This window comes from Blastococcus sp. SYSU D00669 (assembly GCF_054050715.1).
Genome location: NZ_JBJGZV010000047.1, coordinates 20,353 through 41,296 on the forward strand (window position 1 = coordinate 20,353; position 20,944 = coordinate 41,296).

General features: G+C 75.0%; 21 protein-coding genes. 11 read left to right on the forward strand and 10 right to left on the reverse strand.

The genetic code is table 11. From position 1 onward, the window contains the following. Positions 1–27: 27 nt before the first annotated feature. On the reverse strand, positions 28–606 hold the full coding sequence (locus tag ACI8AF_RS23930) for a TetR/AcrR family transcriptional regulator (protein WP_456542270.1): 579 nt from the start codon (positions 604–606) through the stop codon (positions 28–30). A 137-nt stretch (positions 607–743) separates the two neighbouring features. Between ACI8AF_RS23930 and ACI8AF_RS23935 the strand changes: the two genes are divergently transcribed. Next, positions 744–1,688 (forward strand): SDR family NAD(P)-dependent oxidoreductase, encoded by a 945-nt coding sequence (locus ACI8AF_RS23935; protein WP_456542271.1) that lies wholly within the window; start codon positions 744–746, stop codon positions 1,686–1,688. A gap of 4 nt (positions 1,689–1,692) precedes the next feature. Here ACI8AF_RS23935 and ACI8AF_RS23940 read toward each other — a convergent pair whose 3' ends face one another. The 3 genes from ACI8AF_RS23940 to folE are packed head-to-tail and all read right to left on the reverse strand — an operon-like array spanning position 1,693 to position 4,042. Further along, complete coding sequence (locus ACI8AF_RS23940) at positions 1,693–2,265, reverse strand: GNAT family N-acetyltransferase (RefSeq protein WP_456542272.1); 573 nt, start codon at positions 2,263–2,265, stop codon at positions 1,693–1,695. Further along, the gene (locus tag ACI8AF_RS23945) at positions 2,262–3,467 is read right to left on the reverse strand and encodes an NAD(P)/FAD-dependent oxidoreductase (RefSeq protein ID WP_456542273.1); all 1,206 of its coding nucleotides are present in this window, start codon (positions 3,465–3,467) and stop codon (positions 2,262–2,264) included. Before ACI8AF_RS23945 ends, ACI8AF_RS23940 begins: the two co-directional genes overlap by 4 nt. Further along, positions 3,464–4,042, reverse strand: a complete 579-nt coding sequence (gene folE / locus ACI8AF_RS23950) for a GTP cyclohydrolase I FolE (protein WP_456542274.1) — start codon at positions 4,040–4,042, stop codon at positions 3,464–3,466. The genes ACI8AF_RS23945 and folE overlap by 4 nt, the downstream gene beginning before the upstream one ends. Before the next feature lie 91 nt (positions 4,043–4,133). Here folE and ACI8AF_RS23955 point away from each other — a divergent pair, with 91 nt between their 5' ends. Continuing rightward, a complete protein-coding gene (locus tag ACI8AF_RS23955) occupies positions 4,134–4,790 on the forward strand; it encodes a helix-turn-helix transcriptional regulator (RefSeq protein ID WP_456542275.1) in 657 nt (218 codons plus the stop codon). On the opposite strand, the gene pntB is transcribed toward ACI8AF_RS23955, so the two are convergent. Both pntB and ACI8AF_RS23965 read right to left on the reverse strand, forming a co-directional pair. After that, complete coding sequence (gene pntB, locus ACI8AF_RS23960) at positions 4,777–6,183, reverse strand: Re/Si-specific NAD(P)(+) transhydrogenase subunit beta (protein WP_456542276.1); 1,407 nt, start codon at positions 6,181–6,183, stop codon at positions 4,777–4,779. The genes ACI8AF_RS23955 and pntB overlap by 14 nt on opposite strands. A 5-nt stretch (positions 6,184–6,188) precedes the next feature. After that, positions 6,189–7,679 carry a Re/Si-specific NAD(P)(+) transhydrogenase subunit alpha gene (locus ACI8AF_RS23965; protein ID WP_456542277.1) on the reverse strand — a complete coding sequence of 497 codons (1,491 nt, stop codon included), beginning with the start codon at positions 7,677–7,679 and terminating at the stop codon, positions 6,189–6,191. A 171-nt stretch (positions 7,680–7,850) separates the two neighbouring features. On the opposite strand from ACI8AF_RS23965, the gene ACI8AF_RS23970 reads away from it, so the two are divergent. The 4 genes from ACI8AF_RS23970 (at position 7,851) to ACI8AF_RS23985 (ending at position 13,541) form a co-directional block, all read left to right on the forward strand. Then, the gene (locus ACI8AF_RS23970; protein ID WP_456542278.1) at positions 7,851–9,959 is read left to right on the forward strand and encodes a putative bifunctional diguanylate cyclase/phosphodiesterase; all 2,109 of its coding nucleotides are present in this window, start codon (positions 7,851–7,853) and stop codon (positions 9,957–9,959) included. Continuing rightward, positions 9,956–10,774 (forward strand): HDOD domain-containing protein, encoded by an 819-nt coding sequence (locus ACI8AF_RS23975; protein WP_456542279.1) that lies wholly within the window; start codon positions 9,956–9,958, stop codon positions 10,772–10,774. The genes ACI8AF_RS23970 and ACI8AF_RS23975 overlap by 4 nt, the downstream gene beginning before the upstream one ends. A gap of 38 nt (positions 10,775–10,812) precedes the next feature. Then, a complete protein-coding gene (locus ACI8AF_RS23980) occupies positions 10,813–12,009 on the forward strand; it encodes an acyltransferase family protein (protein WP_456542280.1) in 1,197 nt (398 codons plus the stop codon). Between the two features lie 140 nt (positions 12,010–12,149). Then, the gene (locus ACI8AF_RS23985; RefSeq protein ID WP_456542281.1) at positions 12,150–13,541 is read left to right on the forward strand and encodes an FAD-binding oxidoreductase; all 1,392 of its coding nucleotides are present in this window, start codon (positions 12,150–12,152) and stop codon (positions 13,539–13,541) included. 21 nt (positions 13,542–13,562) lie between these two features. Here ACI8AF_RS23985 and ACI8AF_RS23990 read toward each other — a convergent pair whose 3' ends face one another. From ACI8AF_RS23990 to ACI8AF_RS24000, 3 genes are read right to left on the reverse strand one after another with little or no spacing between them, the layout of a single operon-like run. Beyond that, positions 13,563–13,958, reverse strand: a complete 396-nt coding sequence (locus tag ACI8AF_RS23990) for a hypothetical protein (protein WP_456542282.1) — start codon at positions 13,956–13,958, stop codon at positions 13,563–13,565. Further along, entirely contained in the window at positions 13,955–15,106 is a 1,152-nt protein-coding gene (locus ACI8AF_RS23995) for an acyl-CoA dehydrogenase family protein (RefSeq protein ID WP_456542283.1), read from the reverse strand. Before ACI8AF_RS23995 ends, ACI8AF_RS23990 begins: the two co-directional genes overlap by 4 nt. A 7-nt stretch (positions 15,107–15,113) precedes the next feature. Beyond that, a complete protein-coding gene (locus ACI8AF_RS24000) occupies positions 15,114–16,289 on the reverse strand; it encodes an acyl-CoA dehydrogenase family protein (RefSeq protein WP_456542284.1) in 1,176 nt (391 codons plus the stop codon). Between the two features lie 113 nt (positions 16,290–16,402). Between ACI8AF_RS24000 and ACI8AF_RS24005 the strand changes: the two genes are divergently transcribed. Further along, complete coding sequence (locus ACI8AF_RS24005; protein WP_456542285.1) at positions 16,403–17,083, forward strand: SDR family NAD(P)-dependent oxidoreductase; 681 nt, start codon at positions 16,403–16,405, stop codon at positions 17,081–17,083. A gap of 7 nt (positions 17,084–17,090) precedes the next feature. On the opposite strand, the gene ACI8AF_RS24010 is transcribed toward ACI8AF_RS24005, so the two are convergent. After that, entirely contained in the window at positions 17,091–17,708 is a 618-nt protein-coding gene (locus ACI8AF_RS24010) for a hypothetical protein (protein WP_456542286.1), read from the reverse strand. A gap of 91 nt (positions 17,709–17,799) precedes the next feature. Between ACI8AF_RS24010 and ACI8AF_RS24015 the strand changes: the two genes are divergently transcribed. The 4 genes from ACI8AF_RS24015 to ACI8AF_RS24030 all read left to right on the forward strand — a co-directional run. Further along, positions 17,800–18,972, forward strand: a complete 1,173-nt coding sequence (locus tag ACI8AF_RS24015) for a CaiB/BaiF CoA transferase family protein (protein ID WP_456542287.1) — start codon at positions 17,800–17,802, stop codon at positions 18,970–18,972. Then, a complete protein-coding gene (locus ACI8AF_RS24020) occupies positions 18,969–19,733 on the forward strand; it encodes a crotonase/enoyl-CoA hydratase family protein (protein ID WP_456542288.1) in 765 nt (254 codons plus the stop codon). Before ACI8AF_RS24015 ends, ACI8AF_RS24020 begins: the two co-directional genes overlap by 4 nt. Next, the gene (locus ACI8AF_RS24025; RefSeq protein WP_456542289.1) at positions 19,730–20,527 is read left to right on the forward strand and encodes an acyl-CoA thioesterase; all 798 of its coding nucleotides are present in this window, start codon (positions 19,730–19,732) and stop codon (positions 20,525–20,527) included. Before ACI8AF_RS24020 ends, ACI8AF_RS24025 begins: the two co-directional genes overlap by 4 nt. A 73-nt stretch (positions 20,528–20,600) precedes the next feature. Continuing rightward, on the forward strand, positions 20,601–20,944 hold a 344-nt coding region (locus ACI8AF_RS24030; protein ID WP_456542290.1), incomplete at its 3' end, for a thiolase family protein.

Genomic DNA, 20,944 nt, shown 5'->3' on the forward strand with positions numbered 1-20,944 from the left:
GCCCGGAAGGACAGCCCCCGCGCGAGGTCAGGACCGGGGCGTGCCGTAACGCAGACCGTCGACGAGGAGGTCGAGCAACCGGCCCGCCTGCTCCCGGCGCTCGGCGTCACCGGCGGCCAGCGAGATGCCCGACAGACCGGTCAGCACGTCGGCGGGGTCGGCGTCGGCGCGCAGCGTGCCCGCCTCCGCCCCGGCGCGCAGCAGCAGTGCCAGCGCCTCGGTCATCCGGTCGCGGCTGTGCGCGAACGGGTTCCCGCCGGAGGCGATCACCGCCTTGAGGGCGTCGGCCATCCCGCGCTTGGTGGTCATGTAGTCGACGAACCGGTCCATCCACGTGCGCAGTGCGGCCTCCGGCGGCTGGGTCCGCAGCAGCTCGGCCGCGGCGTCGCAGAGGCGGGCCAGCTCGTTGCGGTAGGCGGCCTCGACCAGCGCCTCGCGGGTGGGGAAGTGCCGGTACAGCGTGCCGATGCCGACGCCGGCCTCGCGCGCGATCGCCTCGAGCGTGACGTCCTCACCCGCCGCGAAGGCGTGCGCGGCCACCTCGAGCAGACGGTCCCGGTTGCGCTGCGCGTCGGCGCGCAGCGCCCGGCCGCCGGTTGCCGTCACGACGTCGTCCTCTCGTCCCGGGTTGCGTACCGGAGGTTCCTCCGGATAGTGTTCCACACATACCGGAGGCGCCTCCGGTACCTCATCCTACGGGCTCGGCCCGTTCCCCACGTCCACCCAGTGAGGGGACATCCGGCATGACCGCCACCACCCGCGTCACCACCCCCTTCGACGCCACCTCCACCGCCGCCGAGGTCCTCGCCGGCGTCGACCTGCGCGGCCGCCGCGCGATCGTCACCGGCGGCGCCTCGGGCATCGGCACCGAGACCGCCCGCGCCCTCGCCGGCGCCGGGGCGGAGGTCACCCTCGCCGTCCGCGACCGCGCGGCCGGCGAGCGGGTCGCCCGCGACATCACCGACTCCACCGGCAACCCGTGGCTGCGCGTCCTCCCGCTCGACCTCGCCGAGCCGCGCTCGATCCGCACGTTCCTCGACATCTGGGACGGCCCGCTGCACGTGCTGGTGAACAACGCCGGCGTCATGGCCTCGCCGCTGCGCCGCACCCGGCAGGGCTGGGAGCTCCAGTTCGCCACCAACCACCTGGGGCACTTCGCCCTCGCCGCCGGGCTGCACCCGGCGATGGCCGGCGCCGACGGCGCCCGTGTGGTGGCGGTGAGCTCGAGCGCCCACCTGCGCTCCGACGTCGTCGTCGACGACGTGCACTTCCGGTCCCGCCCCTACGACCCCTGGCTGGCCTACGGGCAGTCGAAGACCGCGAACGTGCTGTTCGCCGTCGAGGCCGCGCGGCGGTGGGCCGACCACGGCATCACCGTCAACGCGCTGCACCCCGGGGGCATCCGCACCAACCTGCAGCGCCACGTGACCGAGGAGGACCTCGCCCGGCTGCGGGCGCAGATGGGCTCCGCGGCGCCGGCCTGGAAGACGCCGGAGCAGGGCGCGGCCACGTCGGCGCTGCTGGCCGCCTCACCGCTGGTCGACGGCGTCGGCGGGCGCTACTTCGAGGACTGCAACGAGGCGCTGCCGCACGAGGAGGGCACCCGCACCGGCGTGGCGCCCTACGCGCTCGACCCCGAGTCCGCCGCCCGGCTCTGGGACCTCTCGGTGCGCATGCTCGGGGAGTGACCGGTCAGCCCAGCCGCAGCCGGACGACGGGCCGCGCCGGCTGCGGCCGGGCGACCTCCCGGAAGCCCGCGCGCTCGAACACCGACAGCGTCCCGTGGAACAGCTCGGCCGAGCTCGCCCTCGGTCGCTCGGCGACGTCCACCGGGTAGCCCTCGACCTCGCCCGCCCCGCCGGCGCGGGCGAGGTCGAGCGCGCCGGCCAGCAGCTCCCCGGCCAGCCCCCGCCGCCGGGCGGCGCGGCGGACGACGAAGCACGTCACCGCCCACACGGCCGGGTCGTCGAGGCCGGCCGTGCCGCGCAGCAGCTGCCCGTTGGTCAGCCGCGTGTACGACGGTCGCGGCCCGACCGCCGCCCAGCCGCTCGGCACGCCGTCGACGTACCCGAGCACGCCGGGCGGCCGCTCACCCCGGACCTGCCCGGCCAGCGCGTCGCGGTTCGCCGCGGCCCGCTCGGGCGTCGCCGCGGCGCCGCGGTAGAACCACTGGCACCAGCAGCGCCCCGCATCGCCGGGCCCCTCGAAGACGGCGACGACGTCGTCCCACCGGTCGGCGGTGGCAGGGACGACCTGCACGCTCACGGGCGCAGGTCCGGGATCGGCACGTCCGGGTCGGCGAGCCGCTCGTGGTCGACGGGCGCTCCCTCGCGGACCAGCTCCTGGATCGGCCCGATGACGTCCCACACGTTGACGTTCATCCCGGCGACCACCCGGTCGCCGGAGAGCCAGAAGGCGACGAACTCCCGGGCCTCCAGGTCGCCGCGGACGACGACCCTGTCGTACCCGCCGGGCTCGGCCAGGCCGGTGTACTCCATGCCGAGGTCGTACTGGTCGCTGAAGAAGTAGGGCAGCCGCTCGTAGACGGTCGGCTTGCCGAGCATCGACCGCGCCGCGGTGAGCGGCTGGTTGAGCGCGTTCGCCCAGTGCTCGACGCGCAGGTGCCGGCCGTAGCGGGGGTGGAACGCCCGCGCCACGTCGCCGGCGGCGAACACCGCCGGGTCGCTGCTGCGCAGCGAGGCGTCGACCACGACGCCGTCGTCCACCTCCAGGCCGGCCGCCTGGGCCAGGGCGACGTCGGGTGCGATCCCCACCCCGGCCAGGACGACGTCGCCGGCGACCTCGCTGCCGTCCTCGAGCACCAGCGCGCCGGCCCGCGCGGAGGCGATCCGGACGCCGCAGCGCAGGTCGACGCCGTGGTCGCGGTGCAGGTCGGCGAAGACCTGCGCCATCTCGGGTCCAAGCACCCGCAGCAGCGGCAGCTCCGCGTACTCCAGCACCACGACCTCGGCCCCGGCCGCGCGCGCCGCCGCCGCGGCCTCCAGCCCGATCCACCCCGCACCCACGACCACGACGCGGGCGCCGGCGGTGAACGACGCCCTGAGCGCCTGGCTGTCCTCGATGGTGCGCAGGTACCGCGGGGCGAGCTCGTCGGCACCGGGGACGGTCAGCCGGCGCGGCACCGCGCCGGTGGCCAGCAGCACCCGGTCGTAGGGCAGCGCGTCGCCGTCGTCGAGCGCGACCCGGGAGGCGGCGCGGTCCAGCGCCGTGACCCTGGTGCCCAGCCGCAGCCGCACGTCGTTGTCGGCGTACCACTGCTCCGGGTGCACGAAGACCGAGTCGAGCTCGGCCGACCCGGTCAGGTAGCCCTTCGACAGCGGCGGCCGCTCGTAGGGCAGGTGCGGCTCGGCGGCGACCAGGGTGAGCGGCCCGTCGTGCCCCTCCTCCCGCAGCGTCGAGACGGCCCGCGCCCCGGCGAGCCCGCCCCCCACGACGACGATGTTCATCTCCGGCCTCCGTCGGTCAGTGCCAGGAACTCCGCCCGTGTCCGCGCATCCTCGCGCAGCAGCCCGCGCAGCGCCGAGGTCGTCGTCCTGGTGCCCGGTGCCTGCACCCCGCGCAGCGTCATGCACAGGTGCTCGGCCTCGATCACGACGCCGACGCCGCGGGGGCGCAGCCGCTCGGAGAGCCAGTCGGCCACCTGGACGGTGAGCCGCTCCTGCACCTGCGGCCGCCGGGCGAAGAGCTCCACCACCCGCGCCAGCTTCGACAGCCCGACGATCCGCTCGCCCGGCAGGTAGCCGACGTGCGCGACGCCGGTGAACGGCAGCACGTGGTGCTCGCAGACCGACTGCACCGGGATGCCGCGCGCCAGCACCAGCTCGTCGTAGCGCTCCTCGTTGGGGAACGTGGTCAGCTCGAACGCCCGGGGCGTGAGCAGCTCGGCGTAGGCCGCGGCCATCCGCCGGGGCGTGTCGACGAGGCCGGGAGCCGCGGTGTCGACGCCCAGCGCGGCGAGGAAGGCCGCGGCGGCGGACTCCGCGTCGGGGACGTCGTCGCGGCGGTGCAGGGAGAGCGTCATCGCTTCCTCCGCGTGCGAGGGGGATGCACCGCACCGTAGGACCGCTACGCTCTTACGGCAAGAGAAGTGTCCGTTAGAAGCGGGAGGCGCCGTGCGCGAGGACGAGCTGGCCGCCGTCGGGGCGCTCGCGGACCCGGCGCGGCGGGCGCTGTACCGCTTCGTCGTCGAGGCCGACGGCCCGGTCGGGCGCGACCAGGCCGCCGCCGGGGTGGGGCTGCCGCGGCACACCGTCCGGTTCCACCTCGACCGGCTGGTGGCCGACGGGCTGCTCGAGACCGAGTACCGCCGGCTGTCCGGGCGCCGCGGCCCCGGCGCCGGGCGCCCGGCCAAGCTCTACCGCAGGGCCGCCCGCGAGTTCGCCGTGACGCTGCCCGAACGGCACTACGACCTGGCCGGGCGGATCCTGGCCGAGGCGGTCTCCGTGGCCGCCGACGGCCCGGTCGGTCCCGCGGTCGCCGCGGCCGCGGCCACGGAGGGCCGGCGGCTCGCCGCCCCCGGGACCCCGCTGACCGACGTCCTCACCGGTCTCGGGTACGAGCCCCGGGCGGACGGCGACGGCGTGCTGCTGGCCAACTGCCCCTTCCACGCGCTCGCCGCGACGCATCCCGAGCTGGTCTGCGGGATGAACCTCGACCTGCTCGCCGCGCTGCTCGACGCGCGCGGGGACGCCGGGCTCCACGCACGCCTGGAGCCCGGCCCCGGCCGCTGCTGCGTCGTGCTCCGCGCGCCCGGGGTCACAGCGCCTTGAGGATGTCCTCGACCCGCTCCTTGGCGTCGCCGAAGAGCATGCGGGTGTTCTCGCGGAAGAACAGCGGGTTCTGCACGCCGGCGTAGCCGGTGCTCATCGACCGCTTGAAGACGACCACGCTGTCGGCCTCCCACACCCGCAGCACCGGCATGCCGGCGATCGGGCTGCCCGGGTCCTCCATCGCGGCGGGGTTGACCGTGTCGTTGGCGCCGATGACCAGCACGACCGACGTCCCGGCGAGGTCGTCGTTGATCTCGTCCATCTCCAGGACGACGTCGTAGGGCACCTTCGCCTCGGCCAGCAGCACGTTCATGTGGCCGGGCAGCCGGCCGGCGACCGGGTGGATGCCGAAGCGCACCTGCACCCCGAGCTCCTCCAGCTTGCGGGTCAGCTCGGCCACCGGGTACTGCGCGTGGGCGACGGCCATGCCGTAGCCGGGGGTGATGACGACGGACTTGGCGGTGCGCAGCAGCTCGGCGGTCTCCTCGGCGGTGATCTCGGTGTGCGTGCCGTCCTCGGTGCCCGAGGCGATGCTGCCCTCGTTGCCGAAGCCGCCGGCGATGACCGAGACGAACGAGCGGTTCATCGCCCGGCACATGATGTAGGACAGGTACGCACCGGAGGAGCCGACGAGGGCGCCGGTGATGATCAGCAGGTCGTTGCCGAGCAGGAAGCCCGACGCCGCGGCGGCCCAGCCCGAGTAGCTGTTGAGCATCGAGACGACGACCGGCATGTCGCCGCCGCCGATCGAGGCGACCAGGTGCCAGCCCAGGGCGAGCGCCAGCGCGGTGATCACGGCCAGCACGGGCAGCGCCGGGGAGACCACGAACACGACCGTCAGGACGGCGAAGGCGACCAGCGCGCCGAGGTTGAGCCAGTTGCGGCCCGGCAGCATCAGCGGGTTGCTGCGGATCCGCGCCGACAGCTTGAGGAACGCCACGATCGAGCCGGTGAGGGTCACGGCGCCGATGAACACGCCGATGGCCACCTCGGCGGAGTGGATGCCGAGCAGGTCGTCGGCCACCGCGGTCTGCCCGGCACCGGCGCCCTCGACCTCGAGGTAGCCGTTCCAGCCGACCAGCACCGCGGCCAGGCCGACGAAGCTGTGCAGCAGCGCGATGAGCTCGGGCATGCCGGTCATCGCGACCCGGCGGGCCCGCCACAGGCCGATCGCGGCGCCGGCCGCCATGGCCAGCAGGATCAGCCCGATCGCGGCGGCCTCGACGTCGCGGGCGGCCAGCGTGACGGTGGCGACCAGCGCCACGGCCATGCCGGCGATGCCGAAGGTGTTGCCGGCCTTGGCGGTCTCGTGCTTCGACAGGCCCGCCAGGGCGAGGACGAAGAGCAGGGCCGAGACGATGTACGCCCCGGCGGCGGCGGTCTGCAGCGTCACGGTGGTCAGCTCCTCGTGAACATGCCGAGCATGCGGCGGGTCACGGCGAAGCCGCCGAAGACGTTGATGCTGGCGACGAGGACCGCCACGAAGGCGAGCACGGTCACCACCGGGTCGCCGTGGCCCAGCTGCAGCAGGGCGCCGACGACGATGATCCCGGAGATCGCGTTGGTGACGCTCATCAGCGGCGTGTGCAGCGCGTGGTGCACGGAGCCGATCACGTAGAAGCCGACGACGACGGCGAGCGCGAAGACGGTCAGGTGGCCGATCAGCGCGTCGGGCGAGAACGCCGACACCAGGAACAGCGCGGCCGCGGCGAGCCCGACGAGCACGAACCGCCGCGAGGCCGGCACCGGCTGCTTCACGGGCAGCTCGAGGCGCGCGGGCGCCGCGACGGCGGGCGGGGGTGCCGCCGACACCTGCACCGGGGGTGGGGGCCAGAGCACCTCGCCGTCCTTGACGACGGTCATCGAGCGGACGACGACGTCGTCGAGGTCGAGCACCAGGCGCCCGTCGGCCTCCGGCGTCAGCAGCTTGAGCAGGTTGACCAGGTTGGTGCCGAACAGCTGCGAGGCCTGCGCCGGCAGCCGGGCGGGCAGGTCGGTGTAGCCGATGATCGTGACGCCGTTCGGCGTGACGACCACCTCGTCGGGCACCGAGCCGGCCACGTTGCCGCCCTGCGCCGCCGCCATGTCGACGACCACCGAGCCGGGCCGCATCGAGGCGACCATCTCCTCGGTGATCAGCCGCGGCGCCGGTCGGCCGGGGATGAGCGCGGTGCTGATCACGATGTCGACGTCCGCGGCCTGCTCGGCGTACATCACCGCGGCCCGCCGGTCGTAGTCCTCGCTGGTCACGCTCGCGTAGCCGGTGCCGCCGCCCTGCCCCTCGTCGGCGGGGACGCCGACGTACTCGCCGCCCAGCGACCGGATCTGGTCGGCGACCTCCGGCCGGACGTCGGTGGCGCGGACGATCGCGCCGAGGCTGCTCGCCGCGCCGATCGCGGCGAGCCCGGCCACGCCGGCGCCGACGACCAGCACCTTGGCCGGGGGCACCTTGCCGGCCGCGGTCACCTGGCCGGTGAAGAACCGGCCGAAGGCGTGCGCCGCCTCCACCACCGCCCGGTAGCCGGCGATGTTCGCCATCGACGACAGCACGTCCAGCGCCTGCGCCCGCGAGATGCGGGGGACCGCGTCGACGGCCAGCGCCGTGACCGGGCGGCGGCCGAGCTCCTCGACCAGCGCCGGGTCCAGGGCCGGCGCCAGCTGGCTGATCAGCGTCGCGCCGGGGGAGAGGCGGTCGAGCTCCTCGGGCGTCGGCGGGTTCACGTGCAGGACGACGTCGGCGGCCCAGGCCTCGCCGTCCCCGACCACGGTCGCGCCGGCCGCGGCGTACTCCTCGTCGGGGAAGCTGCTCGCCCCTCCCGCGCCGGAGGCGACCACCACCTCGTGGCCGAGGCGGCGCAGTGCCGCCACCGTCGTCGGGGTCGCCGCCACGCGCGTCTCGCGCGGGCGGGACTCCCGGGGAACTCCGATCCGCATGCGCGCCCCATCCCCTTCGGCTCCGTTGCCCTGCGGATCGTCGCACCCCTCGATGGGGTGAGAACGCACCGATCCGCGAAACCCACCGTTGCGGGCGGCCGATGGGGTCGGTGCGGGGACCGTCCGATGCGGTCCCGCACGCACGAGGACAGGAGAACAGTGGCCGCCAAGCGCAGCTCGCCGAACGACGAGCGCGTGCCGCCCGAGGTCGTCGCCGGCATCTTCTACGGCGCCGCGGTGACCGAGGCGATGGCGATCCTGGTCGCCGAGACCGTGGGTTCGACCTGCCGGGTGACCTGGGGCAACCAGGGCGCGGTCGCGCTGCTCGGGTACGACGGCGACGACCTGCGCCGGCTGCCGGTCGAGCAGCTCCTGCCCACCCTGCGCGGCGGCGAGCGCAAGCTGCTGCTGCGCCGCGAGCGCGGCGCGGAGATGCGCCTGCCGGTGCGGACGGCGCGCGGCGTGACGGTGGACGCCGTCGTCGTCTCCACCCCCATGCCGAGCGGCCGGATGTGGACCCTGCGGATCGCCTCGGTCAGCGATGCGCACGAGCGCGCGCTGCAGGCCACCGCCGACGCGCACGAGCGGCGGTTCGCCGCGCTGACGGAGCGCTCGCCGATCCCGACCCTGCTCTCGGAGCAGGGCATGCGGCTCGCGCACGTCAACGACGCGTTCTGCACGCTGGTCGGCCGCCGCGCCGAGCAGCTGCTGGGCACGGCGTGGATGGAGACGATCCACCCCGACGACCTGGAGGCCGTCGTCGACGCGGCCGCCGACGCCCTCGAGGGGGACGACGCGGAGGCGCAGGCCCGGCTGGTCCGGGAGGACGGGACCGAGCGGACGACGGTGCTCCGCTTCGCGCACCTGTTCACGCCCGGGGTCGGCGCCGGCTTCGTCGCCACCATCGAGGACATCACCGAGCGGCTGGCGTTCGAGACGCGGCTGGCCCACCAGGCCGGCCACGACCCGCTCACCGGCCTGCCCAACCGCATCCTGCTGGCGCAGTACGTGGCCGAGCGGTTCGTCCCCGGCCGCAGCGACCTGGCCTGCATCTTCCTCGACCTGGACAACTTCAAGGTCGTCAACGACTCGCTCGGGCACACCGCCGGCGACCAGCTGCTCGTCGAGGTCGCGCGGCGGCTCACCCGCACCGTCCGGCCGGGCGACCTGGTCGCGCGGTTCGGCGGCGACGAGTTCGTCGTCGTCTGCGAGGGCGTCGGCGAGGCCGCCGCGGTCACCCTGGCCCACCGGATCGGCGAGGCGCTCGGAGCCGTCGTCCGCCTGGGCGGGCTGGACATCCGGCCGCACGCGAGCGTGGGCGTGACCGTGCAGACGACCGACCACCTCGAGGCCGAGGAGCTCATCCGCGACTGCGACATCGCGATGTACCAGGCCAAGGCCGGCGGCAAGGGCCGGATCACCGTGCTGGACCAGCGGGGCCGCGCCCAGGCACGGGAGAAGCTGCGGCTGGTCGCCGACCTGCGCGACGCCATCGAGCGGCGCGAGATCTCGCTGCTGTACCAGCCGATCTTCATCGCCGGGGACGGCGCGGCGGTGGCCGTGGAGTCCCTCGCCCGCTGGGAGCACCCGGCGCGCGGCCCGATCAGCCCCGCCGACTTCGTGCCCCTCGCCGAGGAGGCGGGCCTGGTCGGCGGCCTGTGGCTGTTCGTGCTCGACGAGACCTGCCGGCAGCTGGCCGAGTGGGACCGCGACCTCGGCATGTCGGCGCCGATGCGGGCGAACGTGAACGTCTCGGCGCTGCAGCTGGACGAGAACCTGCCGGTCCAGGTGCGCGCGGCGCTGCGCCGGCACCGGCTCACGGCCTCCCGGCTGCAGCTGGAGATCACCGAGTCGGCGCTGATGACCGATCCCGGTCTGGCGCGGGCCGTGCTGCAGCAGCTGCGCGACCTCGGCGTGCAGGTGGCGATCGACGACTTCGGCACCGGCTACTCCTCGCTGGCCTACCTCCGGCACCTCCCGGTGGACTGCCTCAAGGTCGACCGCTCGTTCGTCGCCGAGCTCGCCGACGGCCACGCCGAGATCGCCTCGGCGGTCATCGCGCTGGCGCACAACCTGAACCTCTGCACGGTGGCCGAGGGGGTGGAGACCGTCGAGCAGGCCGAGGAGCTGGCCCGTCTCGGCGCGACCTACCTCCAGGGCTTCGGGCTCGGCCGGCCGATGCCCGGCCCCGAGACCGCCGCATGGTTCGCCGCCCAACGGGAAGGCCCGGCATGACCCTCGTCCCCCTGTCGGTCCCCACGTTCGACATCGAGCAGGTGCTGGCCGGCATCGACACGATGGCCGTCCAGAAGCCGGTGGCCGCGCAGATCGTCTCGGTGGCCGGCGCGGAGGACACCAGCGCCAAGCGGCTCGCCACGGTCCTGGCCACCGACGTCGCCCTCGCCGGGCGGGTCATGAAGCTGGCCAACTCGGCCTACTTCGGCATGCGCGGCCGGGTCACGTCCCTGCAGTTCGCGGTGACCGTCATCGGCTTCACCACCGTCCGCACGATGGCGGCGGTGTCGCTGACCGACCTCGACGACGAGTCGCGGCTGCCGGAGAACTTCTGGGACCTGTCCACCAGCCTGGCCCTGGCCGCCTCCACGCTGGCCGGGCGGTTCGGCGAGCGGCCGCAGGACGCGCTCTGCCTCGGCCTGCTCTCCGGGCTGGGCGCGGCGCTGCTGCACCACAACGACCGGGAGGGCTACGCCGGGTTGCTGGCCGAGGAGCCGACCTTCCTCGGCCGGCGCGCGGCGGAGGCCCGGCGCTACGGCATCCACGCCCTGCGGCTGACCGCCGTGGCGCTGGAGCAGTGGGGCTTCCCGCCGGGCATGGTCACCGCGCTCAAGACCGTCGACGACCTCACCGACCACGGCGGCAGCCTGCTGCGCGCGGCGTCGGAGATCGCGTCCCGCCTGACCACCGAGGGCTACGAGCCGGTGCCGATCAGCCGGCTCACCTGCGGAGTGCTCGGCGAGGAGTCGCTGCCCGCCGTGCTCGAGCAGGTCACCGCCGACGCGGCGGAGCTGCGCCGCGCCATGCTCGGCTGAGTGCCGCCCGCTCGCCGGACGCGGCAGGATCCTCCGGCGTGAGCACGCACCTGCGGCCCGCCGGGTCGCCGGCCCGCACCGACCGCTGGCCGCAGCTCGACGTCGCCCGCGCGGTCGTGGTGGCGGGGCTGGTCCCGTTCCACGCCGCGCTGGTCTTCGCCGCCGACGACGACTTCTACGTCAAGGACGACCGGACGACCGACGTCCTCGTGCCGCTCGCCGCGCCGGTCGTGGTCTGGGCCATGCCGCTGGTCTTCCTCATCGCCGGGGTGGGGGCCTGGACCTCCTGGCGCCGGCGCGACGGCGCCGGCTTCGTCCGGCGGCGGCTGACGCGCATCGCCGTCCCGCTGGTGCTCGGCACCGTGCTGCTGGTCCCGCTGCCCGTGTGGCTGCGGCTGCGGACCGACCCCGGCTACACCGAGTCCTACGCCGAGTTCTGGCCGCGGTTCTTCCGCGTGCGCGTGGACTGGTCGGAGTTCCCGTTCCTGCTGCAGCCCGCCGCGGACGGCCGCGGCTTCGAGACCGGGCACCTCTGGTTCCTCGTGCTGCTCCTGCTGTACTCGCTGGCGGCGGTTCCGGTGCTCCGGTTCCTCTCCGGCGACCGGGGCGGGCGCCTCCTCGACCGGCTGGGCGGGGCGGCGGAGCACCGGCCCGGGCTGGTCCTGCTGCCGGCGGTCCCGGTGGCCGCCGCCTGCGCGCTCCTCGGTCAGGACCAGGGCATCGCGGCGTCGAACGAGGTGGCCTACGGGCTGTTCTTCGCCGGCGGCCTGCTCGTGGCCGCCGACCCGCGGCTGCGGGCCGCCGCCCGGCGCAGCGTGCGCCCGGCCGCGCTGGCCGCGATCGCCGGCCTGCTCGTCGCCGGCACCCTCTTCCTGCTGCGGCGGGAGGTGCCCGGGGCCGATCCGCTGCTGGACCGGGACCTGGTCTCCTCGGTCGGCCGGGCCTGCTTCGGCGTCGCCGCCTGGTGCGCGACCCTGGCCATCGTCGGCGCGCTGGCCGGGCCGCGGGCCGAGCGGACGACGCCGGGTTCGCCGGTGGCGGCCTATGCGCGGTCCGCCGTCCTGCCCTGGTACGTGCTGCACCAGCCGGTGGTGGTCGCCGTCGCGTTCGTCGTGGTCGGGTGGTCGGTGCACCCGGCGCTGGAGTACCTCGTGATCGTCGCCGTCTCGGCCGCCGGCACGCTGGCCGCCTACGAACTGCTCCGCCGGGCGGGGCGGGTGCTGCGGCGGCGCTGACCGGCCGGAGTCCCGTCCTCCACGCAGCGCCACGCGCGGCCGGGCCGGCGCACGTTCCTGCCGCGGCGGGCTGGTCCGGACCGGGCCGCCGGGCCACACTCCCGCCCCGTCCCAGCACGGCAGGCAGCAGGGGAGGGGTCATGACCCAGACGCTCAGCGGGGACATCGGGGCACTGCGCGCCGTCGTCGGCGGAGCGGTGACCGTGCCCGGGGAGCCCGCCTACGACCTGGTGCGCGCGGTCTGGAACGGCGCGATCGACCGGCGGCCCGCGGTGGTCGTCGAGTGCGTGTCGACCGCCGACGTCAGCGCCGCGATCGGGTTCGCCCGGCGGGAGGGGCTGGAGATCGCCGTCCGCGGCGGCGGGCACAGCATGCCCGGCCTCTCCAGCACCGAGGGCGGGCTCGTCGTCGACCTGCGGCGGATGAACGCCGTCGTCGTCGACCCCGTGGCCCGGCGCGTCCGCGTCGGGGGCGGTGCCCTGCTCGGCGACGTCGACGCCGCGACCGCGCCGCACGGGCTGGCGTTGCCCTCGGGGGTGGTCAGCCACACCGGCGTCGGCGGGCTGACCCTCGGCGGCGGGATGGGGTGGCTGACCCGGCAGGGCGGGCTGTCCGCCGACCGCCTGCTGTCGGCGGAGGTCGTGGTCGCCGACGGGCGGGTGCTGCGGGCGGCGGAGGACGAGAACGCCGACCTGTTCTGGGCGCTGCGCGGCGGGGGCGGCAACTTCGGTGTCGTGACGGAGTTCGAGTTCTCGCTGGTGCAGGCCGGGCCGGTGGTGCAGTTCGGGCTGCACTTCTGGGACGCCGGGCAGAGCCGGGAGGCGTTGCGGGTCATGCGGGACGTCGTCCGGGACCTGCCGCTCTCGCTGACCGCCTTCCCGGCCGCGGCGTTCACCGCGCCGCCGGTGCCGTTCGTGCCCCCCGAGCACCAGGGGAGGGTCGGCGTCGCGCTGTTCCTGGTCGGCTTCGGCGACCCGGCCGAGCACGCCGCGGTCGCCGAGCGGGTGCGCGGCGCGCTGCCGCCGCTGTTCGAGTTCGCCGCCCCGATGCCGTTCACCGCGGTGCAGCAGATGCAGGACGAGGCCAACGCCCACGGCGTGCACGCCTACGAGAAGAGCTGCTACCTCGAGGACCTCACCGACGGGGTGATCGACGTCGTCGCCGACCTCGCCCCGCGCAAGGCCTCGCCGCTGTCGGTCATGGTCTTCTACCGGCTCGACGGCGCGTACACCCAGGTGCCGGACGACGCGACCGCCTTCGGCGGCGGCCGGAGCCCGCGGTACATGCTGGCGGTGATCGGCGAGGTGCCGGTGCCGGAGCTCCTGCCCGCCGAGCGGGAGTGGGTCCGCTCGGTGCACGGGGCGCTGCAGCGCCACGCCATGGGCAAGGCGACGTACGTCAACTCGCTGGACGCCGGTGAGACGGCCGAGGTCGTGGCGTCCTACGGCCCCAAGTACGCCCGGCTCGCGCGGATCAAGGCCGCCTACGACCCGGACAACGTCTTCCACCGCAACGCCAACATCGCGGTCTGAGGGCGCCGGGAGCGGAACTGCTCAGCCGGGGAGGACCTGCTTCCACTTCTCCCCGGCGGCGCGGCCGGTGCCGATGTCGGCCAGGCCCTGCAGCGCGGAGATGTCGTGCCAGGTGCCGGTGAGCAGGCCGAAGACGCCCGCCGCGGTCTGCAGCATCGACGGGTCGGGCTGCGGCATGCCGTTGGGCCGCACGAAGGTGATCTTGTACTTCGTGCCGGCGGCGGTGAGCTTCACCCCGCCGCCGAACCAGTGCCACGGCCAGCTGACGTCGTGCACCTCGGCCAGCGGCACGTCGAAGACCGGCGTGTCGCTGACGAAGGTGAGCCGGCCCCCGCCCGCGCCCAGGTAGCCCGGGACGTTGCGGAGCCCGCCGATGAGCCAGGCGGGGCTGACGAGGGCGGGGGCCGGTGCGCTCACCGGGTGTACGGGGCGCCGAGCGGGTCGACCGTCGGGTAGGCGTCGACGCCGGCGGCGAGCCGGGCCAGCGCCCAGTCGCCGTCGCCGAGCACGTGGTCGATCGCGGTGAGCCGGCTGGTGTAGTGGCCGACCGAGTACTCGGCGGTCACGCCGATCCCGCCGTGCAGCTGGATCGCGTCCTTGCCGATGTGCCGCGCGGCCCGGCTGGTCTGCAGCCGCACCCGCTCGGCCGCGGTGATCACGTCCCCGCCGGCGTCGAGGACCAGCGACGCCCACAGCGCGGTGCTGCGGGCGAGCTCCAGCGACACGTACATGTCGGCGGCGCGGAAGGTGAGCGCCTGGAACTTGTTGAGCGTGACCCCGAACTGCTTGCGGGTCTTGAGGTACTCCGCGGTCGTGGTCAGCGCGGTCGACATGGCGCCGACGGCCTCGTGCGCGTAGGCGATGCGGGCCTCGGCCAGCGCCCGCTCGACGACCGCCGTCTGGTCGCCCGCGGCGTCGCCGAGCGGCTCGGCCGGGGTGCCGGCGAACTCGACCTTGGCCGCGCGGCCGCCGTCGTGGGTGCGGTAGCCGGTCCGGGTCAGCCCCTCGGCGTCCCCGCGGACGACGAACAGCCGGGTGCCGCCGTCGACCACGGCGCTGACGACGAGGACGTCGGCGCGGGCCCCGTTGAGCACCGGCTCCTTGACGCCGGTCAGCCGCCACGCGTCGCCGTCCTGCACGGCCCGGACGCCGCTCGCCGTCGGGGTCCACCGGGTGCCGGGCTCGGCGTGCGCGAAGGCCGGCACCAGCGAGCCCTCGGACAGGCCGCCGATCAGCTCCTCGCGCTGGGCCGGCGTGCCGGCCGCCTGGACCAGCCCGCCGGCCAGGACGACGGCCTCGACGAACGGCTCGGGCGCGAGGACCCGGCCGACCTCCTCGGCCACGATCGCCACCTCGACCGGGCCGGCGCCCATGCCGCCGGACTCCTCGGGGAACGGCAGCCCGAGCAGGCCCATCTCGGCCAGCCGGGCCCAGGTCTTCTCGTCGAAGCCGGGGTCGGTCGCGGTGACCTTCCGGCGGGTCTCGCTGTCGCCGTACGCGCGGGCCAGCAGCCCGCTCACCGCCTCGCGGAGGGCGTTCTGCTCGTCGTCGTAGGTGAAGTCCACGGTCAGATCACAACCCCAGGATCGTGCCGGCGATGATGGTGCGCTGAACCTCGTTCGAGCCGCCGTAGATGGTGACCTTGCGGTAGTTCAGGTACTCGGGCGTGGCCACCCGTGCCCACTCCGGGACGTCGGAGCCGCCGTCGGCGTAGGACGCCAGCGACAGCGGGCCGGCGAGGTCGACGAGCAGCTCGGTGGCGGCCTGCTGCAGCTCCGAGCCGCGCAGCTTGAGCACCGACGACGCCGGGTGCGGGCGCCCGTCGGCGGAGGTGGCCACCACGCGCAGCGCGGTGAGCTCCAGCGCCAGGAGCTCGTTCTCGAGCTCGGCGATGCGGGCGGTGGTGAAGGGGTCCTCCGACAGCGGGACGCCGTTCACCACGATCGAGCGGGCGTGCTCCTTGGCGTCGGCCAGCAGGCGCTTGGTGTGGCCGACCCGGGCGATGCCGACCCGCTCGTTGCCGAGCAGGAACTTCGCGATCGTCCAGCCGGCGTTCTCCTCGCCGATCAGGTTCTCGGCGGGCACCCGGACGTCCTCGAAGAAGACCTCGTTGACCTCGTGCGTGCCGTCGAGCAGCTCGATCGGGCGCAGCGTGACGCCGGGGGAGTCCATCGGGAAGACCAGCATGGAGATGCCGCGCTGGCGCTTCTCGGCGGTCGGGTCGGTGCGCACGAGGCAGAAGATCCAGTCGGCGTGCTGGCCGAGCGTGGTCCACGTCTTCTGGCCGTTGACGATCCACTCGTCGCCGTCGCGGACGGCGGTGGTGCGCAGCGAGGCCAGGTCGGAGCCGGCGTCGGGCTCGGAGAAGCCCTGGCACCACCAGATGTCGACGTTCGCCGTCGCGGGCAGGAACCGCTCCTTCTGCTCCTGCGTGCCGAACTGGGCGAGCACCGGGCCGATCATGCTGGCGTTGAAGGCCAGCGGCTCGGGGACGGCAGCCAGCTGCATCTCCTCGCGCCAGATGTGGCGCTGCAGCGGCGTCCAGTCCTTGCCGCCCCACTCCACCGGCCAGTGCGGCACGGCCAGGCCGGCGGCGTTGAGGATCCGCTGGCTCTCGACGTACTGGTCCTTGGTCAGGTGGCGGTGGTGGGCCACCGTGTCGCGGATGGACTGCGGGATCTGGGTGGTGAAGAAGGTGCGCATCTCCTCCCGGAAGGCCTCGTCCTCCGGGGACAGCTGCAACCGCATGGGACCTCTACTCCCTGACGACAGCCTCGTCGTCGTCGTACGTGGACGCCTCCGACGATCCCACACGAGCTACCGCCCGGTAACCCGGGCGTGCCGACGGCATGATGGCGGCCGTGGACGAGGCCGGGCTGGTGGTGGTGACCGGTGCCGCGGGCGCGCTCGGGCGCGCCGTGCTGGCGGAGTTCCGGACGGCGGGGCGGCAGGTCGTCGCCCTGGACCGGGCCGGCGACGCGCTCGACGAGGTGGGCCGCGCCGACGGCGTCCACCCGGTCGCCGCCGAGCTGGCCGACCCGACGGCGACCGCCGCGGCGTGGGCGGAGATCGACCGGATCGGCCCGCCGTCGGTGCTCGTCGCGCTGGCCGGCGGCTTCCGGCCGAGCTCGCTGGCCGACCTCACGCCCGAGGTGTGGGCGCAGATGTGGGAGTCCAACGTCTCGTCCCTGCTGTGGTGCTGCCAGCAGGCCGCGGCCCGCATGCCGCCCGGCGGGTCGATCGTCGCGGTCGGGTCGAAGACGGCGGTCGGCGGCCGGGCGCCGGTCGCCCACGCGACGAGCAAGGCCGCCGTCGTCCGGATGACCGAGCTGCTGGCCGACGAGCTGCGGCCGCAGGGCATCCGGGTCAACTGCGTGCTGCCCTCGGTGATCGACACCCCCGCCAACCGCTCGTGGATGTCGCCGGAGCTGGCGGCGAGGGCCGTCGCGCCGGCGGCGATCGCCCGGGTGATCGCCTTCCTGGCCGGGCCGGACGCCGCCCCGGTCAGCGGGGCGCGGATCCCCGTCTACGGCGACGCCTGAGCCGCCGTCAGAACTCCCACTCCCAGCCGCCCTCGGGCAGGTAGAACGGCTGGTACTGGACGATCCCCGAGTTCCCCGGCACGTCGAGGACGAGCGTGCCGGTGTACCGCTGCCCGCTGCCGAGCTCGCCGGAGGGCAGCTGCTGGTCGTCGGCGGCGCAGATGAACGCGGCGAAGGTGTCGACCTCGGTGAACGTCACGCCGTCGCCGCCGATGAACGAGAACTCGTAGGCGCTGATGTCGTAGTAGGCGTCGGGCGGCAGGTTCGGCGCGGTCTCGACGGTCATCCGCAGCGCCACGAAGTGGCCGTTCTCCGCGGGCTCGGGCAGGTCACCGGTGCAGGTGTAGTCGGCGACGATCTCGTCGACGGTGAAGGTGAGCAGGGGCTCGCCGTCGTCCCCGGTCACGCCGGCGGGCTCGCCGACCTCCTTCTCGATGTTCCCGCGGGCGTTGACCTCGGCCGTGCCCGGCTCCTCGGGCTCGGGGGAGGAGGGCGCCGACGAGGACGCCTCGGGCGGGGCCATCCCGGGATCCGGGCTGGCCGTGCCGCCGACGGCGGAGGAGCACCCCACCAGCAGCAGCACCGCGCCGATCGCCGACGCGACCAGTGGCGACTTCCCGGACATGCACGGACCTCCCCGTCGGTCTGGCGGAACCCAGCGGTTCCGCACAGATGCAACCACGCCGGTCCGCGGGCGGTTCGCTAGCGTGCGGCCCGTGACGTCGCCGTCAGGTCCGCTCGCCGGGATCCGGATCGTCGAGCTCAGCGGGCTGGGGCCCGGTCCCTACGCGTGCATGCTGCTCGCCGAGCTGGGGGCCGACGTGGTCCGGGTCGACCGGCCCGGCGGGGGAGCGAAGCTGTTCCCGCCGGAGCGGGAGGCGCTGCACCGCAGCCGGCCGTGCGCCGCGGTCGACCTGAAGTCCGCCGAGGGGCGGGAGGTGGTGCTGCGGCTCGTCGAGCAGGCCGACGTCCTGGTCGAGGGACTGCGCCCCGGGGTGACCGAGCGGCTGGGCATCGGCCCGGAGGACTGCGCGGCCCGCAACCCGCGGCTGGTCTACGCCCGGATGACCGGCTGGGGGCAGGAGGGCCCGCTCGCCGCGCGCGCCGGGCACGACATCAACTACCTGGGCCTCACCGGCGCGCTGCACGCCATCGGCCCGCGGGACAAGCCGGTGCCGCCGCTCAACATCGGCGCCGACTTCGGCGGCGGGTCGATGTTCCTCGTCGTCGGGATCCTGGCCGCGCTGCTGGAGCGGGCGGCCAGCGGCCGCGGTCAGGTGGTCGACGCGGCGATGGTCGACGGCGCCAGCTCCCTGGTGACGATGGTCTACGGGATGCTCGGCGGCGGGCTGTGGCGCGACCGCCGGGAGAGCAACCTGCTCGACGGCGGCGCGCCGTTCTACGACACCTACCGCTGCGCCGACGGCGAGCACATGGCCGTGGGGGCGCTGGAGCCGCAGTTCTACGCGCTGCTCGTCGAGGGGCTGGGGCTGACCGGTCGCCTCCCGGGGAGCGGGCAGCACGACGTCGCGGCGTGGCCGGAGCACCGGCGGCTGTTCGCCGAGGCGTTCGCCTCGCGCACGCGGGCGGAGTGGACGGCGGTGTTCGAGGGGACCGACGCGTGCGTGACGCCGGTGCTGGGGCTGACCGAGGCGCCGGCGCACCCGCACCTGGCGGCGCGCGGGACGTTCGTCGACGAGGGGCTGGGCCCGCAGCCGGCGCCGGCGCCGCGGTTCTCGCGCACCCCGGCCGCCGTGCGCGGCGTCCCCCGCGCGCCGGGCCAGGACACGGTCGAGGTGCTCCGCGCGTGGGGCTTCGGGGACGACGAGGTGAGGGCGCTGCTGGACAGCGGCGCCGTGGTGCAGGCCGACAGGGAGGAGCAGCGGTGAGCGACGAGGTGCTGGTCGAGGCGCGCGACGGCGTGCAGGTCATCACGATCAACCGGCCGGAGGCGAAGAACGCGCTCGACGCCGGGGTCGCCGCCGCGGTGGCCGCCGCCGTCGACGAGCTGGACGCCTCCGACGGGCTGCGGGTGGGCGTGCTCACCGGGGCGGGCGGCACGTTCTCCGCCGGCATGGACCTCAAGGCGTTCCTGCGCGGGGAGACCCCGGCGATCGAGGGCCGCGGGCTGTGCGGGATCACCCAGACGCCGCCGCGCAAGCCGCTCATCGGCGCCGTCGAGGGCTGGGCGCTGGCCGGCGGGTTCGAGCTGCTGCTGGCCTGCGACCTGGTCGTCGCCGCCGAGACCGCCCGCTTCGGCGTGCCGGAGGTGAAGCGGTCGCTGGTGGCCGCGGGTGGCGCGGCGCTGCTGCTGACCCGGCGGGTGCCGTACGCGCTGGCGCTGGAGCTGCTGCTCACCGGCGACCCGCTGACCGCGCCGCGCGCGGCCGAGATCGGGCTGGTCAACCGGGTCACCCCCGAGGGCGGGGCGCTCGAGGGCGCGCTGGCGCTGGCGGCGACGATCGCGGCCAACGGGCCGCTGGCGGTGGCCGCGACCAAGCAGGTCGCCCGCTCGTCGGCCGAGTGGTCGTGGCAGGAGGGGTGGGCCCGGCAGGCGGAGATCGTGGAGCCGGTGTTCGCCAGCGAGGACGCCCGCGAGGGCTCGGTCGCGTTCGCCGAGAAGCGCGCGCCGGTGTGGAAGGGGCGGTGAGCGACCCGACGCTGCTCGACGTCCTCGACCTGGAGGAGGTCGACCGCGACCTCTACCGCAGCACGCTGGTCTTCGCCGACCCCTTCCCGCTCTACGGCGGGCAGGTCGCCGCCCAGGCGCTGCTCGCGGCCGGGCGCACGGTCGAGCCCGACCGGCTGCCGCACTCGCTGCACGGCTACTTCCTGCGCAGCGGGGACGCGGCCCGGCCGACGGTCTTCCGGGTGGACCGCGACCGCGACGGGCGCTCGTTCTCGGCCCGCCGGGTGGTGGCGCTGCAGGGCGGCGAGGTCGTGTTCAGCATGTCGGCGTCCTTCGCCGCGGCGGCCGAGGGCCCGGAGGTCGCCGTCGACCCGGCCCCGGACGCCGAGCCGCCCGACGGGCTGCCGGCGCACACGCTGCCGCGGCTGTTCTCGATGGAGGGCCGGCTGCCGTCGCAGCCGTACCCGGACGGGCACTGGCCGACCCGGTTCTGGGCGCGCACCTCGGTGCCGCTGCCCGACGACCGGCTCGTGCACTCCTGCGTGCTGACCTACCTGTCCGACATCGGGACGGGTCTGTCGGCGCTGCCGGACGACGAGGCGTCGCCCGGGGCGAGCATCGACCACGCGGTGTGGTTCCACCGGCCGGCGCGGCTGGACGACTGGGTGCTCATGGACCTCGTGCCGCACACCGTCTCGGCGGGGCGGGGCTGGTACAGCGGCTCGCTGACGACCGCCGACGGCACGCTGGCCGCCAGCCTCGCGCAGGAGACGCTGTTCCGCACCGGCTCGAACCCGTTCCGCCGTCGAAGTTGACATGGGTCTCACACTTCGCGGCGGAGCAGGCTTACAGTGCGGAAGTCACACCGTCGTGGGGAGAGGCAGGGACATGCGGGACGCAGTGATCGTGGAGGCCGTGCGGACGCCGGTCGGCAAGCGCAACGGCGGGCTGTCCGGGGTGCACCCGGCCGAGCTGTCGGCCCACGTGCTCAAGGCGCTCGTCGAGCGCGCCGGGGTCGAGCCCGGCGTGGTCGAGGACGTCATCTGGGGCTGCGTGTCGCAGGTGGGCGAGCAGACCTTCGACATCGCCCGCACCTCGGTGCTCACCGCCGGGTGGCCGGAGTCGGTGACCGGCGTGACCGTCGACCGGCAGTGCGGCTCCTCGCAGCAGTCGGTGCACTTCGCCGCGGCCGGGCTGATCGCCGGGCAGTACGACGTCGTCGTCGCCGGTGG

Bases quoted from the DNA above. Each gene is read 5' to 3' on its own strand.
- ACI8AF_RS23935 (WP_456542271.1), top strand. From the start codon at position 744: ATGACCGCCACCACCCGCGTCACCACCCCCTTCGACGCCACCTCCACC.
- ACI8AF_RS23945 (WP_456542273.1), bottom strand. From the start codon at position 3,467: ATGAACATCGTCGTCGTGGGGGGCGGGCTCGCCGGGGCGCGGGCCGTC.
- folE (WP_456542274.1), bottom strand. From the start codon at position 4,042: ATGACGCTCTCCCTGCACCGCCGCGACGACGTCCCCGACGCGGAGTCC.
- ACI8AF_RS23970 (WP_456542278.1), top strand. From the start codon at position 7,851: ATGCGGTCCCGCACGCACGAGGACAGGAGAACAGTGGCCGCCAAGCGC.
- ACI8AF_RS23975 (WP_456542279.1), top strand. From the start codon at position 9,956: ATGACCCTCGTCCCCCTGTCGGTCCCCACGTTCGACATCGAGCAGGTG.
- ACI8AF_RS23985 (WP_456542281.1), top strand. From the start codon at position 12,150: ATGACCCAGACGCTCAGCGGGGACATCGGGGCACTGCGCGCCGTCGTC.
- ACI8AF_RS24000 (WP_456542284.1), bottom strand. From the start codon at position 16,289: ATGCGGTTGCAGCTGTCCCCGGAGGACGAGGCCTTCCGGGAGGAGATG.
- ACI8AF_RS24010 (WP_456542286.1), bottom strand. From the start codon at position 17,708: ATGTCCGGGAAGTCGCCACTGGTCGCGTCGGCGATCGGCGCGGTGCTG.